Source organism: Nonomuraea sp. MTCD27 (assembly GCF_041950495.1).
Taxonomy (GTDB): Bacteria; Actinomycetota; Actinomycetes; order Streptosporangiales; family Streptosporangiaceae; genus Nonomuraea.
Genome location: NZ_JBGNUW010000010.1, coordinates 300,823 through 317,320, shown reverse-complemented (window position 1 = coordinate 317,320; position 16,498 = coordinate 300,823). Strand labels below are relative to the sequence as shown.

Here is a 16,498-nt window from a genome sequence, read left to right as displayed (position 1 = left end):
CCCAGAATGCGTTGTCGAGGCGTGCGATGACGTCCAAACTGGACTTCGTGCACGCTCGCGCCGCTCTGTTCGATCTCTATGGAGACCACCTGCGTTCGCGCGGTGGACAGGCGTCCGTCGCCTCTCTCGTACGCCTGATGAAGCCCCTCGAAATCGCCGCTCCGGCCGTCAGGACAGCGGTTTCACGCATGGTGCGGCAGGGGTGGTTGCGACCCGTGAGACTCCCTCAGGGAGCGGGTTACGGGCTGACGCCGAAATGCGTCAGGCGGCTGGATGAGGCCGCGCTGAGAATTTACCGAGCCGGAACGCTGACCTGGCACGGCCGCTGGCACGTGATCGTCTTCGAGCCGGTCAAGGAGCGGCCGCGCAGGGAGCGGCTCAGAGCCGATCTGACATTTCTCGGCTACGCGTCGTTGTCCGAAAGCACCTGGATCGGTCCACGCTCCTCGATCGAGCTGGACAACCTGCTGGAGAGCGAGGGCGTGCGGGCCGACAGGTTCGACGCGGCGCTGGAGGGCGACCCGCGCGAGCTGGTCGCCAGGGCATGGGATCTGACCGCCATCGGCGAGGCGTACGAGCACTGGCACGCCGAGGCTGTCACGCTGATCAGCACGCTGCCCGAGACGGCCCCGGCCGACCAGGTGTTCGCCACGCGGAGCCGGCTGGTGCACGGCTGGCGCAACTTCCTGTTCCGCGACCCCGGCCTGCCGCCCGAACTGCTGCCCGCGGGCTGGCCGGGCGAGAAGGCCAGGGCCTACTTCGAGCAGGAGGCAGCCCGGCTGCTGCCCGCAGCCGCCGCGTTCGTCGACAGGGAGTTGATTTGATCCGCTATGACGTGGCCGACGCCGTCGCCACCATCACCCTCGACCGCCCCGACGCGATGAATTCGCTGACCGCCGAGACCAAGGAGGCCCTCTACGCCGCGCTGCGCCGGGCCGCGGCCGACCGCTCGGTCAGGGCCGTCCTGCTCACCGGCTCGGGCCGGGCCTTCTGCGCGGGCCAGGACCTGCGCGAGCACGCCGCGAACCTGGAGGCGGGCCGCGGCCTGGCCAACACCGTGCGCCAGCACTACAACCCGATCGTGGAGCTGATCAGCACCATGGCCAAGCCGGTGGTGGCCGCGGTCAACGGCGTGGCCGCGGGCGCGGGCGCGTCCCTGGCCTTCGCCTGCGACCTGCGGGTGGCCTCGGAGAAGGCCAAGTTCGCGCTGGCGTTCGCCGGCATCGGCCTGTCGCCCGACTCGGGCGCGTCGTGGACGCTGCAGCGCCTGGTGGGGCACGGCCGCGCCGCCGAGCTGATGCTGCTCGGCGAGCCGCTCGACGCGGCCCGCGCCCTGGAGCTGGGCCTGGTCACGCGCGTGGTGCCCGCCGACGACCTGCTGAAGACCGCCCACGACCTCGCCGTACGTCTCGCGCAGGGCCCGACCCTGGCCTACGCGGCCACCAAGCGGGCCCTGGCCTACGCCGCGACGCACGCGCTGCCCGACGCGCTGGCCCTCGAAGCCGACCTACAAGATGAATGCGTCGCGACCCATGACCACCAGAACGCCACCCGAGCGTTCCTGGCGAAAGAACTGCCAACCTTCGACGCTGAGTAACTGATCCATCACACCCGTATGGGTAAAGCTAGCGCCATGCGCCCATCCGACGCCCCGCGCCCGCCCGCCCCGCACGACTTCGAGGCTCTCCGCGCGACCGCCGTGACCCTGCTCACCGGAGGTGAGTTCGACGCCTCCGACCCGGTCTACGTCCGGCCGCTGGCCGCGCTGGGCGGACGGGCCGCGGAGTGGCTGGCCCAGATGGTGCCCGGCCTGATCTGGCCGGATCTGCCGCTCGAAGGGCGGCCGGGCAACGTCACCGGCAGTTACGGCCGCCTGCGCCTGATCGCCACCGCCTGGGCCACGGGCGGCACGGCCCAGCACGGCGACGACGCCGTGGTGGCGAAGGTGGTCGAGGCGCTCGACGTGCTCCACGAGCGCCACTACAACGCGGCGCTCCCCGAGACCGGCAACTGGTGGTTCTGGGAGATCGGCACGCCCGCCGAGCTGGCCCGCACGTGCGTCCTGCTCGGCGACCGGCTCGACGAGGGCAGGCTGGAGGCGTACCTGGGGGCGATCGACCGGTTCTGCCCCGACGCCGACCGCCGCGCCGGCTGGCCCGACGCCAGCGAGAGCGGCGCCAACCGGGCCGACAAGGCGGCCATCGTCGCCTTCCGCGGCGTGGCCGGGCGCAGCGCGGGCAAGCTGGCCCTGGCCCGCGACGGGCTGTCCGACGTGCGGGACGGCGGGCGGCACAGCGTGTTCGGGTACGCCGACTGCGGCGACGGCTTCTACCGCGACGGCTCGTTCATCCAGCACGGCGACCTCGCCTACACCGGCTCCTACGGGCTGTCCCTGCTCATCGCGGTCGCCGAGACCCTGGCGCTGCTGGACGGCTCGCCGTGGGAGGTGGACGATCCCGGGCGGCGGGTGGTGCTGGACGCGGTCGAGCGCTCCTTCGCGCCGTTCGTCCACGACGGGCTGCTCATGGACACCGTCAGGGGGCGGGCCGCCACCCGGCAGGCGTTCTCCGACAGCGTGGCCGGTCACGGCCTGATCGGGGCCGTGCTGCTGCTGGCGCAGAGCTCGCCGGAGCCGTACCGGAGCCGGTTCAGGGAGCTGGCCAAGGGCTGGATCGAGCGCGGCAGGGCCCGGCCCTACCTCGGCCACGCGAACGTGCCGGAGACCCGGCGGGCGGTCGCGGTGCTGGACGACAAGGCCCTGGAGGCCGCGCCCGGGCCCGTCGGGCACTTCGTGTTCCCCTGCATGGACCGGGTGGTGCACCGGCGGCCGGGCTGGTCCCTGGCCATCAGCCTGTCCTCGCAGCGGATCGCCGCCTACGAGGCGATCAACGGGGAGAACCTGCACGGCTGGTACACCGGCGACGGCATGACCTGTCTCTACGGCTCCGACCTGGGCCACTACGGGCAGGACTTCTGGCCGACGGTGGACCCGTACCGGCTGCCGGGGACCACGGTGGACACGCGCCGGCGCGAGGACCTCAGCTTCCGCGCCTACCGGCCGGCCAACGCGTGGGCGGGCGGCGTGGCGCTGGAGGGCCGGTACGGCGTCGCCGCCATGGAGCTGGTCGGCGACGGCGTCAGCCTGCGGGCCCGCAAGTCGTGGTTCTGCCTGGACTCGGCCGTGGTGGCGCTGGGCAGCGGCATCACCGGCTCCGACGGGCGCACGATCGAGACCGTGGTGGACAACCGGGCCACACCCGAGCGGCCGTACATGGGGGACGGGTGGGCGCACCTGCCGGGGGTGGGCGGTTACGTGTTCGACGGGGCCAGGATGCTCGTGGAGACGCGTACGGGCCGGTGGCGCGACATCAACACGGGCGACGACACCGCGGGCGCCTTCGACCCCGTCACGCGGCCCTACGTGACGTTCTGGTTCGACCACGGCGTGGATCCCGTGGACGCCGGCTACAGCTACGTGCTGCTGCCGAACGCGACGCGGGAGCGGACGCGGTCGTTCCGGGGCAGCCGTCCGGTGCGGGTGCTGTCCAATACGGACCGGCTGCAGGCCGTGGAGACGCGCGGGCTGTTCGGGGCCACGTTCTGGGCGGCGGGCGGCATCGGGCTCGTCGAGGTGGACGCGCCGTGCATGGTGCTGCTGCGCCGGGCCCGCGAACGGCTCATCCTGGCCGTGGCCGATCCGAGCAGGACGGTGGACGTCGTGACGATCACGCTCGGCCGCGGCGCGCGCTGGGTGGCGCGGGCCGACGACACGGTGTCGGTGCGGACGGGGAAGGTGCCGGTCGTCACGGTCAAGCTCGGCGGGTCGCTGGGGCGCAGCCACAGCGTGGAGCTCACCTCGTTCGTGCCAGGCAACCCTCGATATGGTCGTTGACCAGGCCGATCGCCTGCATCAGCGCGTAGGCCGTGGTCGGGCCGACGAACTTGAAGCCGTGCTTCTTCAGCTCCTTGGCCAGCGCCTTCGAGCCGGGGGTGACGGCGGGCACGTCGGCCATCGTCTTCGGCACCGGCGCGTCGGGGTCGGCGTGTCGCCACACCAGGTCGGACAGGCCGCCGGACAGGTCGAGCGCGGCCCGGGCGTTGGCCACGGCCGCCTCGATCTTGGCGCGGTTGCGGACGATCCCGGCGTCGCCGAGCAGACGCTCCACGTCGTGCTCGGTGTACGCGGCGACCTTGGGGATCGAGAAGCCGTCGAGGGCGGCGCGGAAGTTCTCCCGCTTGCGCAGGATCGTCAGCCACGACAGGCCCGACTGGAACGCCTCCAGCGACACGCGCTCGAAGACCTCGTCGTCACCCCTGAGCGGGCGGCCCCACTCATCGTCGTGGTAGGCGATGTACATCGGGTCGGCCATGCCCGCCCAGGCGCAGCGGATCACCGGCTCGGTCACGCGCGATCGTCCCCGTCCTTGCCGAGGCTGGCGCGTACGGGCTCTTCCCCGGCCTCGCCGGCGGCCTTCCCTTCCCCGTCCCCGTCCTGCGAGAGCTCGGCGGTCTCCGAGGTCTCGGCGGGCTGCTCGGCGTCGGGCTGGGGCACGCGCCACTCCGGCTCCTCCGGCGGGTGCTTCATCTCCGCGCCGCCGTCCCAGGACACCGAGGCCCCGCTGGCGGACACGGGGTCGCCTGACTCCGGCAGCTCGCGGGACTCGGCCGGCGCCTCGGGCTCGTGCTCGGTGCGCGGCCCGGCCCCGGGCGCGGCGTAGATCTCCTGGCGCGCGTGCAGCCGGCTCGACAGCAGCTCGGAGACGCGCTGCTCCAGCACCGCGATCCGGGTGTCGCGCGCGCTGATGGCGCCCGCGGCCCGGCGCAGGGTCTCGTCGACGCTCTGCGTGTGGTAGCCGACCAGGTTGACCGGCAGTTGGAGCGCCATGAAGTCGACCGCCGTGAGCTGCCCGGCCTCGGGCAGGTCGAGCGGCGGCACGTCGGGCGGGAACTCGGTCAGCTCACCGCCCCTGCCCAGGGAGACCAGGACCACGCAGGCCAGGATGGCGAGGGCGGCGATGGCGAGTATGACCAGCACATTGGCATCGTACTCACATGGCGGACCGCGATGAGCGGTCCACCACAAGTAGCGCATTCCGCGCGTACCCTCTCCGGGCGCGGCCGCGGCGCAGGTCAGCCGGTGGCCTCGCCCAGCTCGGCGACGCTGGGACGCACCGGCTGCGCCCGCGATTCGAGGTGGGCGAACGCCTCATCGACGGTCGAGGTCCAGGAGATCGCGTCGAAGACGTCGGGGCGGGTGAAGCCCTCGTCGTACATGCCCGTGACCAGCTTCCTGAGCGGCTCGTACAGGCCCCAGGGGTCCAGCAGCACCAAGGGGCGGTCGTGGATGCCGAGCACCCGCGCCGTCCAGATCTCGAACAGCTCCTCCAGCGTCCCGATGCCGCCCGGCAGCACCAGGAAGGCGTCGGAGCGGGCGTCCATGATCCCCTTGCGCTCGCGCATGTCGGCCGTGACGACGAGCTCGTCGGACTCCTCGTCGGCCACTTCCATGTCCACCAGGACCTGGGGGATCACGCCGACCGTGTGACCGCCGGCGGCGCGGGCGGCCGAGGTGACGGCGCCCATGCACGAGACCGAGCCGCCGCCGCTCACCAGGGTGTGGCCCCGCTTGGCGAGCTCGGTGCCGACGCTCGCGGCCAGCTCGATGTATTTCCGGTCGATGGTGAGGCTCGAGGCGCAGAACACGCAGATATTCACGTCGGCAAAGCCTATTGGGGCTCCGCCGTCTGGACGGCGGTGGCCTCCTGCTCCTCTTCGCGCTGCCTGGAGCGGGCCAGGTCGGAGTCGACGATGATGCGTACGGCCTCGTCGGCGTCGTCGGTGACGGTGATCAGGTCGAGGTCCTGCGGGGCGATCTTCCCGGTGCTCAGCAGCGTGCCCTTGATCCAGTCGAGCAGCCCGCCCCAGAACTCCGTGCCCATCAGCACCACGGGGAAGGAGGTGACCTTGTGGGTCTGCACCAGCGTGAGCGCCTCGAACAGCTCGTCGAGCGTGCCGAAGCCGCCGGGCAGGGCGATGAAGCCGCAGGAGTATTTGACGAACATCGTCTTGCGCACGAAGAAGTAGCGGAACTCGATGCCGAGGTCGACGTAGTCGTTCATGCGCTGCTCGAAGGGCAGCTCGATGCCGAGCCCGACCGACACCGCGCCCTCGACCTCGCTCGCGCCCCGGTTGGCCGACTCCATGACGCCGGGCCCGCCGCCCGTGATCACGGCGTAGCCGGCCTCGGCCAGGCGCCGGCCGAGCCCGCGGCCCATCTCGTACTCGGCGGAGTCGGACGGGGTGCGGGCCGAGCCGAAGACGGTGACCGCCGGGGGCAGCTCGGCGAGCTGGCCGAAGCCCTCCACGAACTCCGCCTGGATGCGCAGCACCCGCCACGGGTCCATGTGCACCCAGTCGGAGGGACCCTGGCGGGCCAGCAGGCGCTGGTCGTGGGTGGAGGTGGGGACGAGGCTGCCACGCACGACTGCCTGACCCTGGCGGCGTTCCCGGCGTATCTGGTTCATGCGGATCACGCTAGCCTCTCTCGCACATGGCCGGTCCCCCGGCCCGGTCGAGCTCCTAGACTGCCCGCGGCGAGCGAAATCGCTGGTTACCCAGGCAGAACAGGGATCTAAAAAATCTTGAAAGAACCGTGGAACCGAATTTCGACTCCCCCGCGTCTAATCGGCGAGGGTGCTGCTCGGGACTGAAAGTGGTCTTCCCCGCCAAATGGCCGGCGAGGAAGGCCACTTTCATATTGTGAGCCAGTCCAGCATCGCCCGCTCGCTGTCCACGATCTTCGGCAGCGACACGTACTCGCCCTGCTGGTGCGCGAGATTCGGATCGCCGGGACCGTAGTTGACGGCGGGGACCCCCAGCGCGGAGAAGCGGGCGACGTCCGTCCAGCCCAGCTTGGCGCGCGGTGTGCCGCCGACCGCGGCGGTGAAGGCCGCCGCCACCGGATGCGTCAGCCCCGGCCGGGCCGCGGGCGCGGCGTCCACGAGGCTCACGGCGAACCCGTCGAACACCTCGCGTACGTGCTCCTCCGCCTCCTCGATCGACTGGTCGGGCGCGAAGCGGTAGTTGACGCTCACCACGCAGAGATCGGGGATGACGTTGCCCGCCACCCCGCCCCGCACGCCGACGGCGTTCAGCCCCTCGTGGTATTCGAGCCCGTCGACCACCGGCCGGCGCGGCTCGTAGGCGTTCAGCCGGGCCAGCACCGGCTCGATCCCGTGGATGGCGTTGACCCCGAACCACGACCTGGCGCTGTGGGCGCGCTTGCCGGTCACCGTGACCTCGGCCCGCAGCGTGCCCTGGCAGCCGCCCTCGATCACGCCGTCGGTGGGCTCCATCAGCACCGCGAAGTCGGCCGCCAGCCAGCCGGCGTGGTCCCTGGCGATCCGGGTGAGGCCGTTGCGCTCGGCCTCGACCTCCTCGCAGTCGTAGAAGACGTACGTGACGTCCCTGTTGGGCGCGGGCACCGTGGCCGCCAGCCTGAGCGCGACCGCCACGCCGGCCTTCATGTCGGAGGTGCCGCAGCCGTACAGCAGGTCGCCCTCCACCCGGCTGGGCAGGTTGCCGGCGACGGGGACGGTGTCGAGGTGCCCGGCGATCAGCACGCGCTCGGAGTGCCCCTGCTCGGTGCGGGCGACGACCGTCTCCCCCGATCTGGTCACCTTCAGGTGCGGCAGCGCCGCCAGCGCCCGCTCGACCTCGTCGGCCAGCGCCTTCTCGCCCCCGCTCACCGACTCGATGTCCACGATGGCGGCGGTCAGGTCGCGTACGTCCTGGGTCAGGTCAAGCATCAGGTGTTCACTCCGTGTTCGCGCAGCACCTCGTTGAGTGCCGCCTTGTCATGCCGCCGCCCCGGCTCCAGGCGCTTGATCACCAGCACGCACGGGAGGCCGAACGTGCCGCCGGGGAACTCCTTCTGCCGCGTGCCGCTCACCGCCACGCTCCACGCGGGCACCTGGCCGCGGGCCAGCTCCTCGCCTGTCTCGGCGTCGATGACCGGGATCGAGGCGGACAGGATCGTGCCGGCCCCGACGACCGCTCCCTGGCCGACCCGGGCACCCTCGACGATCATCGCCCGGCTGCCGATCAGCACGTCGTCCTCGACGACGACCGGCACGGCGTTGGGCGGCTCCAGCACGCCGCCGATCCCCACGCCGCCCGACAGGTGCACGTTCTTGCCGATCTGGGCGCAGGATCCGACCGTGGCCCAGGTGTCGACCATCGTGCCGGAGTCCACGTACGCGCCGATGTTCGTGAACGACGGCATCAGCACCACCCCCGGCGCCAGGTACGAGCCCCAGCGCGCGATCGCCCCCGGCACCACCCGCACGCCGTCGAAGGTGCTCTTCAGCGGGTGCCTGTCGTGGTGGTGGAAGTCGCCCACCTGGGAGCGGCCCATGCCGAGCACCCGGAAGCTGAGGAGGATGGCCCGCTTGGCCCGCTCGTCCACGACGACCTCGCCGCCCACCAGCCGGGCGGCCCTGGCCTCGCCCTTGTCGAGCAGGTCCACCGCGCCGGCCACCAGATGGCGGGCCTCGACGTCGGCCGGTGACAGCTCCGCGCGGCGCTCCCACAACTCGTCCACCACGGAGGGTACCGGTGACGAGGTGCTCACGTGACTCATGGCCACGGAGCTTATCCGGCCGGGTAGGTTTTTCAGGGTGCACCTGCGCTTCTCCCGTGGAGTCATCACCATCGCGATCATCGTCGTCGTGCTGGCCGTCGGCGTCTCCGTGGGCCTCTACCAGCTGCTGAAAAGGACGCCGCTGCGTGTTCCCGAGGCCTACTGCAGCGTGACGACCCCCGACGGTGTGCTGTCCCTGTTCCCGCATCAGGCGCAGATCGCGGCCACCATCGCGGCCGTCGCGGCGCGGCGCAAGCTGCCGGAGCGGGCCGTGGTGATCGCGTACGCGACGGCGATGCAGGAGTCGAAGCTGGAGAACGTCGGCTACGGCGACCGCGACTCGGTCGGGGTCTTCCAGCAGCGGGAGTCGCAGGGCTGGGGCACCAAGAAGCAGCTCATGGACCCGGTCTACGCCACGAACAAGTTCTTCGCCGCGCTGGTCAAGGTCAAGAACTACCGGAAGATCCCGCTGGCCGAGGCGGCGCAGGCGGTCCAGCGGTCGGCGGGCGGCTACGCGTACGCGCCGCACGAGTCGGACGCGAAACTCCTGGCGGCCGCCTTCACCGGGCGGGTGCCGCAGTCCGTGCACTGCTTCTATCCCTCGGACAAGACCCCCGCGCCGCAGCCGCGGACCGCCGAGGCGCGCAAGCAGCTCGCCAGGGCGCTGGGGAGCACGGCGATCACCACGACGAAGCGCGGGTGGCTGGTGGCGGCCTGGTGGGTGGCGCACGCGGAGAAATACGCGCTCAGCCGGGTCCAGTACAGCGGGGCGACCTGGTCCAACAACGTCGAGCTCGAAGGTTGGCAGAAGGGTGGCCAGGCCGACAACCGCCAGGTGGAGCTGGCCTGACGGGGCCCTTCAGGACGCGCGGCGGACGATGGAGATGGAGCCGGGCGGGAGGGGCTGGGCGTAGCTGGCGGTCCAGGCGCTGCCCTGGATGCGTTCGAAGGACAGCAGCCGCCCGTCCGAGGCGCGGTAGTCGGCGAAGTCCAGCAGCCCCCTGTCGGGGTTGCCCGTGTCGCCCTCGCTCCTGAACGCGGCCGTGCCCCGCTCGATGGGGAAGAACTCCACGCCCTCCATGATCAGCATGCTCTTGGCCGGCACCATGCCCTGCGTCGGCACGTCGGTCCAGAGATGCACCTCAAGGTGTGGCGGGTTGCCGTCGCGCACCTCGACCGAGAGCCACTGGAAGCGCCGGGAGGCGTCCCTGAGCAGGAATTCGGTCCACTGCTGACCCTGCCAGGAGACGTACATGGCACCGAGCACCCGCGCGGGTGACCCGTGCACCTCGATCCGGTCGCCGACCCGGATCGTGCGCGGGTCGGTGTAGTCGGTGCCGGCCTGGCCCGGGGCGCTGACCGGCGCCGCCAGCGGGGTCTCGATGGGAGCGACCTCGGCCGGCGCGGCCGAGCGGCCCCTCCTGTCCTGCCGCAGGGTGGCCCAGAAGGCGCCCAGCAGCAGCAGGATGGTGGCGATGCCCAGCCCGAGAACGACCATGGAGGTCATGCTCATCGATCAGCTCGCTCCACTCGCGGTCTGCCTCGGCATAAGCCCTTATCGATTTATGCGTATCGAGCCCGCAAGGCGGGCTTTGACGGGCGATCCTACTGGAGCCGGCGCACCGCCGCACCGATCCGCTCATCAGTAGCGGTAACAGCGATGCGGATGTGCCGTCCACCTGCTGATCCGTAGAACTCTCCCGGCGCGACCAAAATGCCGATTTCGGAGAGTTTGCCTACCTGATCCCAGGCGCTCTGCCCGTTCGAGGCCCAGAGGTAGAGCCCGGCCGTCGAGTGGTCGATGCTCCACCCGGCCTTCTCCAGCGCCGGGCGCAGCAGGGCGCGGCGGGCGGAGTAGAGCTCGCGCTGCCGGTCGGCGTGCTCGTCGTCGCCGAGCGCGGCGGTCATCGCCGCCTGCACGGGCTGGGGCATGATCATGCCCGCGTGCTTGCGGGTCTCCAGCAGCCGCTTGACCAGGACGGGGTCGCCCGTCACGAACCCGGCGCGGTAGCCGGCCAGGTTGGAGCGCTTGGAGAGCGAGTGCACCGCGAGCAGCCCCTCGTGGGAGCCGCCGCAGACGTCGGGGTGCAGGATCGAGATCGGCTCCTCTTCCCAGCCGAGCTCGATGTAGCACTCGTCGGAGGCCACGACCGTGCCGCGTTCGCGGGCCCAGGCCACGACCTTGCGCAGGTGTTCGGGGGGCAGCACCCGGCCCGTGGGGTTGCCCGGGGAGTTGATCCAGATGAGGTCGACGTGCTCGGGGCCGAGCGCGAGCGTGCTGTCCGACGCCGTGCCCACCGCCCCGGCCAGCCGGGCGCCCACGTCGTAGGTGGGGTAGGCCAGCTCGGGGAAGACCACCCGCCCGGCGCCCAGGTAGGTGGGCAGCCAGGCGACGAACTCCTTGGAGCCGATCAGCGGGAGCACGTCCTGCTGGTCGACCGTGACGCCGTGCCTGCGGCTCAGCCACCCGGCGGCGGCCTCGCGCAGCGCCTTGGTGCCGTGGGTGAAGGGATAGCCGGGGCTGTCGGCCGCCCGCACGAGGGCGTCCTGGACGATCGGCGGCACGGGGTCGACCGGTGTGCCGATCGACAGGTCGACGATGCGGTCGGGGTGTGCCAGCGCGCGTGCTTTGTACGGCTCCAGCCGGTCCCAGGGGAAGTCAGGCAGCTTGTTCACGATTCTCCAGGGTGTCGCAGTGCCGTACCGGTGCGCGTGGGCACGCCGCGCGAACGGGGCGCATCCACCCGGATGCCCCCGTGCACGGACGGAGTGGCGCCAGTCCTCTAGTGCTCCTCGGCCTGCGGTGGCAGCGCCGCCACCACCGGGTGGTCCTTGTCGATCTTGCCGACCTTCGAGGCGCCACCGGGCGAGCCGAGGTCCTCGAAGAAGTCCACGTTCGCCTTGTAGAAGTCCTTCCACTGCTCGGGAAGGTCGTCCTCGTAGAAAATGGCCTCGACGGGGCACACAGGCTCACACGCGCCGCAGTCCACGCACTCGTCGGGGTGGATGTAAAGCATGCGCTCGCCCTCGTAGATGCAATCGACGGGGCATTCCTCGATGCACGCCTTGTCCAGGACGTCCACGCAAGGCTGCGCGATGACGTAGGTCACCTCGAGCTCCTTCTTCTCCGCACCATGGCATGACTCTGACCGCGGTTTGCTAGGCCCTAGTATTGCCGTGCTTGCCAGCTGGCCGAAACGGAGGGTGGCAAACTCGTGGCCGCACGCCTCGTCATCGCCATCACAAGCAAGGATATAGGGGCACGCATCACTACTCGTAGACGCGTGCCCGGCGGGTTTCGCGACGCGGTGGGAATCCTCGTGTCCTGGGCGGACGGAGTGCTCAAAGTTCGCAAAAGAGATGGCACCGTGGTGGAGATTCCCGAGGAGACACTCGTGGCCGCCAAGGTCGTTCCGGCCGCGCCTCCTCGACCTGGGCGTATGTAACAGTAAGTATTCGTTCTGTGACTGTACGTACCTGCGCCGCCGCAGCAGCCATCCTCGCCAGCGCCGGATGCGGCGCGTCGTCCACGGACTCCCGCACCTCGGAGGCCAAGAACCTGCCGCCGGTCAACGCCCAGGCGAGCTCGCTGAAGGCCGGCTTCGGCACCATGGACCGCCTCGCCGAGGCCGCCAAGCGGGAGGGCGAGCTCAACGTGATCGCCCTGCCCCGCGAATGGGCCAACTACGGCGAGATCATCGACACCTTCGCCGACAAATACGGGATCAAGGTCAACGAGCTGGAGCCCGGCGCCAGCAGCAAGCGGGAGCTGGACGCCGCCGCGCAACTCAAGCCCGACGTGTTCGACCTGACCATGGACATGGCCGTCTCCGGCGCCGACCGGTTCGCCCGGTACAAGGTGCAGGGCTGGCAGGACCTGCCCGACCACGTCAAGGACCCGTCCGGCGCCTGGTACGCCGCCTACGGCGGCTACATGTCCATCGGGTACGACCCGCGCAAGGTCAAGCCGCCGGCCTCCTTCGCGGACCTGCTCAAACCCGGCTACCAGGTCGCGCTCGACGGCGACCCGCTGCGCTCGGCGGCGGCGTTCGGGGGCGTCATGGCGGCCTCCATGCGCTCGGGGGTGCCGCAGCCGGAGCAGGGTGTGGCGCTGTTCGCCAAGCTCAAGCAGGCCGGGCAGCTCACCGACCTGGCCAAGGCCAACGTGGTCGTGGCCTGGGATCACCTGAACGCCGCCCGCAGCGCGCACCAGGCCGACGCCTGGAAGGTGACGATCCCCCGGGACTCGGCGCTCGGCGGCTATCACGTGCAGGCGATCAACAAGGCCGCCCCGCACCCGGCGGCGGCCCGGCTCTGGCAGGAGTTCCTGTTCTCCGACGAGGGCCAGAACCTGCTCCAGAAGGGCTACACCCGCCCGGCGCGCGGCGAGGCGATGCTCATGAAGGGCACGCTCGACGCCGAGCAGGCCGCGAAGCTGCCCAAGGCACCCGGGCCTCCCGTGCTCATGACGATTCCGCAGGCAGACGCGGCGAAGGCGTACCTCAGGAAGGAGTGGGCCAAGAGCGTGGGATGAGTCCGAAGTGACTTGATATGTCGTAGGGACGATCAGGCTCTAAAGTGAACAGACAGCACGGCCACGGGGGCCCGACGTCTGATCGAATGTGAGCTGATCGTCTTGCGATACGACACACCGAGCTTGGAGCGGTGGAACAGTCGCGCCTACGACAGCAGTTTCGGCTACGTCTCCACGCAGGGCGCGCCGCTGGTCGACCTGCTCGACCCCCGACCCGGCGAGCGCGTGCTCGACCTCGGCTGCGGCACCGGGGTGCTGACCGCCCAGATCGCCTTCAGGGGCGCGGACGTCCTCGGCATCGACGGCTCGGCCGCGATGATCGAGAAGGCGATCGCGCAGTACCCGGGCATGAACTTCATCGTCGGCGACGGGCACGACTTCACGGTCGTGAACCCGTACGACGCGGTCTTCTCCAACGCCGCGCTGCACTGGATGAGCCGCGATCCCGGCGCCGTGATCGCGAGCGTCCGCGAGGCTCTCACGCCTGGCGGGCGCTTCGTCGCGGAGATGGGCGGGGCCGGGAACTGCGCCGAGCTGACCACCGCGATGCTGACCGCCTGGCGCGAATACGGCCTGCGCGAACCCGAGCTGCCGTGGTACTTTCCCACGCCTGCCGAGTACGCCCGCCGCCTCGAGCAGGAGGGGTTCGTGGTCAGGTTGCTCGAATACTTCGACCGGCCGACCCCCCTGGACGAGTGCCCCGGCGGGGCCGCCGACTGGGTGCGCATGTTCGCCGGATCGGTGCTCGAAGGGCTCCCCCCGGAGATCGTTGAGCCCCTGCTCCACCGCGTCAACGAACTGGCCGCGCCCGCACTTCGCAGGGAGACTGGCTGGATGGCCGACTACGTGCGTCTACGCTTTGCCGCTGTTCGGCGTTGATGCGTCGGGCATGATGCGTAGGGCTGTTTTGCCGGACTATGGTCTGTTCCGTGGGCGGCGAGATTATGGCTGCACCGCTGCGGCGGCGTGAGGGGCTGGTGAACGGAACGGGATGAACTTCTGCCTGAGCGACCTCGTACCACCGTTGAGGTGGAGCGACGCGTCGACGATCACGCTACTCACCGGGCAGCCGGACCTGCCGGACGCATGGTGGCGCAGCCTGCCCATGCCGCTCGTCCTGACGGCGATCGGCCCCGAGTCGCTGGGCGAGCTGCTGACGGAGATCGCCCTGGAGCACTGGCCCGCGGCCGCGGTGGGCGACGTCCTGCCGGCACTGCACGTCCTTGACCCGGACGAGGCCGACGAGCCCGCCGTCGCGATCGCGCTCGACCGGGCGGGGTCGTGGGCCGGGCTGCTGGCGCTCACCAGCCGGGAGCTGGTGGACCAGCCCTTCATCCAGGCGCGGCCGGTGCTGAACACGCTGTTCTCGGCCGTCCTGGTACGTCTCGCGCACTCGCACGAGCATCCGCACGCGCACGCGCGCCCGCACGTCGCCACGCCCGTCCCGGTCACGCCGGAGGCCGCGGCGCCCGCCGTCGTTCGGGAGGCCGAGGCGCCCGCCGTCGCGCCGGCGCCGCTGGCCCACGAGCCCTTCGCGCACGAGCGGGCCGTGGAGGAGCAGGCCGTCCACGAGCGGGAACCCCAGGAGTACCCCGCGCAGGAGCCTTCCGCGCACGAGTCTCTGGCGCACGAGCCCCTCGACGAGGAGCCGGTCGCGCACGAGGCTTCCGCGCACGAGGGTCCCGCGGAGGAGCCCGCCGCGGAGGAGCCTCTCGCGCAGGAGGCTCCCGCGGAGGAGGCTCCCGCGGAGGAGGCTGAGCCGGTCGCTGCGGCGCCGGAGCACGGGGCCGCGGGCCAGGAGCCCGCCTTCGAGTCCTTCGCCGTGCAGCACGCCGCTGAGGCCCCCGAGGAGCGCGACACCGCCCCGGAGGGCGAGCCGGACGAGGTCGCCGCGGCTCATGAGGACGTCCCCGCCCATGGGGACGTCCCCGCCCATGAGGAGACGCCGTCCGGCGAGGACGCGGCGCCGCACGGCGAGGTGCCGGAGGGCGCCGAGCGGGTCGTGGACGCCGATGCGGAACCGACGGCCGACGAGGCGCCCGAGCCGGAGCCCGAGCCCGTGCTGGACGCCGCCGATGAGCCCGCCCCCGAGCCGGCCGCCCAGGAGGCCGCCGAGCTCCAGGAGGCGGCGCTCCAGGAATCCGCACCCCAGGAAGCCGCATTCCAGGAGGCCGCATTCCAGGAGGCCGAGGACGCGGACGAGGCCGCCGAGCGGGAGCCTGACCACGACGAGCAGGAGCAGGAGCTGCCCGAGCTCATCGAGGCCGCGTTCGCCGGGCTCGACGACAAGAGCTGGGCCGTGGCGCAGAATCGGGTGTTCACCGACGAGCCCTCCGCCGTGGACCAGCTGGCCAAGCTCTTCGCCGTCCCCCCGGCCGAGATCGCCGCCACCGAGAACGAGCTGCGCACCCGTCTCGACCACTGGCTGGCCAGCGAGGAAGCGGCCCCGTACCGGGCGCATCTGGACGAGCTGGTCAGGACCCTCGGCCCGACGGCTCCCAAGGAGCAGCTGATCGGCGCGGCCGCCTGGCACAACGTGGAGATCCGCGCGCTGGAGGTCCCGGCCTGGCAGTTCGTGCTGGCGACCCTGGCCCCGTCCCCGCCGCCTGTCCAGCTGCCCCCGGTCCAGCTCCCGCCGCAGCCGCAACCGCAGCCGCCGGTGGAGCTGGTGCAGTCGGCGTTCGGCCCGGTGCAGTTGCCGCCGCCGCCTCCCCCGGGCCCGCCGCAGTTCCAGGCGTTCACCCCGGTCGCCCCGCCCGTCGGCGAGACCAACGGCGGGGCGCACGAGCCGGAGCAGCCGTACCAGCCGCTCAAGGACGTCTCCCAGACCAGGCGCTGCTTCCGGCAGCCCGACGGCCGGTGGTGGTTGCGCATCGACGTGACGGCCGAGCAGCTGGCGGGTGGCGAGTGCGCGCTGCCGACGGGGTTCGCGTCGTACCTGGGCCTGTCGCCGGGCGAGAGCAGGACGGTCAGGAGCGCCGCGGGCGAGCTGACGATGACCTGGCACGGCCGGCCGGTGCTGGAGTCCATCGAGCGCCTCCTCATGGACGTGGGCGCCAGGGAGGGCGGGCACCTGTTCCTGACGCTGTCGGACGAGGGGGTGCTGCGGGCCCGGCACCTCCCGGTCGCCGCCCAGGGAGCCGAGAAGATCACCAAGGCGCTGCGCCTGGTCGGCTACACGGCGCCGGGAGGCACCCGGGACCAGGCGGCGAGGGTGATCGCCACCAGGATCGGCATGACAGGCCCGGTCGCCCTGCCCGAACTGCTCGACAGGCTCCGCGAACGCGGGGACCGCGACCTGCTCGAACTGCTGGACTGAGCCG

The 16,498-nt window shown here is 71.4% G+C and carries 16 protein-coding genes; 7 read left to right on the top strand and 9 right to left on the bottom strand.

The features are described from left to right. Positions 1-26 precede the first annotated feature (26 nt). From ACBJ59_RS29280 to ACBJ59_RS29270, 3 genes are read left to right on the top strand one after another with little or no spacing between them, the layout of a single operon-like run. Complete coding sequence (locus tag ACBJ59_RS29280) at positions 27-824, top strand: PaaX family transcriptional regulator C-terminal domain-containing protein (RefSeq protein WP_375113427.1); 798 nt, start codon at positions 27-29, stop codon at positions 822-824. Further along, the gene (locus ACBJ59_RS29275) at positions 821-1,597 is read left to right on the top strand and encodes an enoyl-CoA hydratase-related protein (RefSeq protein WP_375113426.1); all 777 of its coding nucleotides are present in this window, start codon (positions 821-823) and stop codon (positions 1,595-1,597) included. Before ACBJ59_RS29280 ends, ACBJ59_RS29275 begins: the two co-directional genes overlap by 4 nt. Before the next feature lie 36 nt (positions 1,598-1,633). Next, a complete protein-coding gene (locus tag ACBJ59_RS29270; RefSeq protein ID WP_375113425.1) occupies positions 1,634-3,892 on the top strand; it encodes a polysaccharide lyase 8 family protein in 2,259 nt (752 codons plus the stop codon). On the opposite strand, the gene ACBJ59_RS29265 is transcribed toward ACBJ59_RS29270, so the two are convergent. The 6 genes from ACBJ59_RS29265 to ACBJ59_RS29240 form a co-directional block, all read right to left on the bottom strand. Beyond that, the gene (locus ACBJ59_RS29265) at positions 3,852-4,406 is read right to left on the bottom strand and encodes a DNA-3-methyladenine glycosylase I (protein ID WP_375113424.1); all 555 of its coding nucleotides are present in this window, start codon (positions 4,404-4,406) and stop codon (positions 3,852-3,854) included. The genes ACBJ59_RS29270 and ACBJ59_RS29265 overlap by 41 nt on opposite strands. Continuing rightward, a complete protein-coding gene (locus ACBJ59_RS29260) occupies positions 4,403-5,035 on the bottom strand; it encodes a hypothetical protein (protein WP_375113423.1) in 633 nt (210 codons plus the stop codon). The genes ACBJ59_RS29265 and ACBJ59_RS29260 overlap by 4 nt, the downstream gene beginning before the upstream one ends. A gap of 95 nt (positions 5,036-5,130) precedes the next feature. Then, complete coding sequence (locus ACBJ59_RS29255) at positions 5,131-5,715, bottom strand: TIGR00730 family Rossman fold protein (RefSeq protein ID WP_375113422.1); 585 nt, start codon at positions 5,713-5,715, stop codon at positions 5,131-5,133. Between the two features lie 11 nt (positions 5,716-5,726). Continuing rightward, complete coding sequence (locus tag ACBJ59_RS29250) at positions 5,727-6,524, bottom strand: TIGR00730 family Rossman fold protein (RefSeq protein ID WP_364118730.1); 798 nt, start codon at positions 6,522-6,524, stop codon at positions 5,727-5,729. Positions 6,525-6,752: 228 nt separating this feature from the next. After that, on the bottom strand, positions 6,753-7,808 hold the full coding sequence (gene dapE / locus ACBJ59_RS29245) for a succinyl-diaminopimelate desuccinylase (protein WP_375113421.1): 1,056 nt from the start codon (positions 7,806-7,808) through the stop codon (positions 6,753-6,755). Then, on the bottom strand, positions 7,808-8,641 hold the full coding sequence (locus ACBJ59_RS29240; RefSeq protein ID WP_375113420.1) for a 2,3,4,5-tetrahydropyridine-2,6-dicarboxylate N-succinyltransferase: 834 nt from the start codon (positions 8,639-8,641) through the stop codon (positions 7,808-7,810). Before ACBJ59_RS29240 ends, dapE begins: the two co-directional genes overlap by 1 nt. Positions 8,642-8,678: 37 nt before the next feature. On the opposite strand from ACBJ59_RS29240, the gene ACBJ59_RS29235 reads away from it, so the two are divergent. Further along, entirely contained in the window at positions 8,679-9,491 is an 813-nt protein-coding gene (locus ACBJ59_RS29235) for a hypothetical protein (RefSeq protein WP_375113419.1), read from the top strand. 9 nt (positions 9,492-9,500) lie between these two features. On the opposite strand, the gene ACBJ59_RS29230 is transcribed toward ACBJ59_RS29235, so the two are convergent. The 3 genes from ACBJ59_RS29230 to fdxA all read right to left on the bottom strand — a co-directional run bounded on the left by ACBJ59_RS29230 (position 9,501) and on the right by fdxA (position 11,751). After that, complete coding sequence (locus ACBJ59_RS29230) at positions 9,501-10,154, bottom strand: DUF4178 domain-containing protein (protein WP_375113418.1); 654 nt, start codon at positions 10,152-10,154, stop codon at positions 9,501-9,503. 92 nt (positions 10,155-10,246) lie between these two features. Beyond that, positions 10,247-11,317, bottom strand: a complete 1,071-nt coding sequence (gene dapC, locus ACBJ59_RS29225; protein ID WP_375113417.1) for a succinyldiaminopimelate transaminase — start codon at positions 11,315-11,317, stop codon at positions 10,247-10,249. Positions 11,318-11,424: 107 nt separating this feature from the next. After that, positions 11,425-11,751 carry a ferredoxin gene (gene fdxA / locus ACBJ59_RS29220; protein WP_354905819.1) on the bottom strand — a complete coding sequence of 109 codons (327 nt, stop codon included), beginning with the start codon at positions 11,749-11,751 and terminating at the stop codon, positions 11,425-11,427. Between the two features lie 353 nt (positions 11,752-12,104). Between fdxA and ACBJ59_RS29215 the strand changes: the two genes are divergently transcribed. From ACBJ59_RS29215 to ACBJ59_RS29205, 3 genes are all read left to right on the top strand, one after another. Further along, positions 12,105-13,175: an ABC transporter substrate-binding protein gene (locus tag ACBJ59_RS29215; protein WP_375113416.1), complete on the top strand. Its 1,071-nt coding sequence runs from the start codon at positions 12,105-12,107 to the stop codon at positions 13,173-13,175. A gap of 102 nt (positions 13,176-13,277) precedes the next feature. Next, positions 13,278-14,054 (top strand): methyltransferase domain-containing protein, encoded by a 777-nt coding sequence (locus tag ACBJ59_RS29210; protein ID WP_364118743.1) that lies wholly within the window; start codon positions 13,278-13,280, stop codon positions 14,052-14,054. A gap of 112 nt (positions 14,055-14,166) precedes the next feature. Then, positions 14,167-16,494, top strand: a complete 2,328-nt coding sequence (locus ACBJ59_RS29205) for a hypothetical protein (protein ID WP_375113415.1) — start codon at positions 14,167-14,169, stop codon at positions 16,492-16,494. The last annotated feature ends 4 nt before the right edge of the window (positions 16,495-16,498 follow it).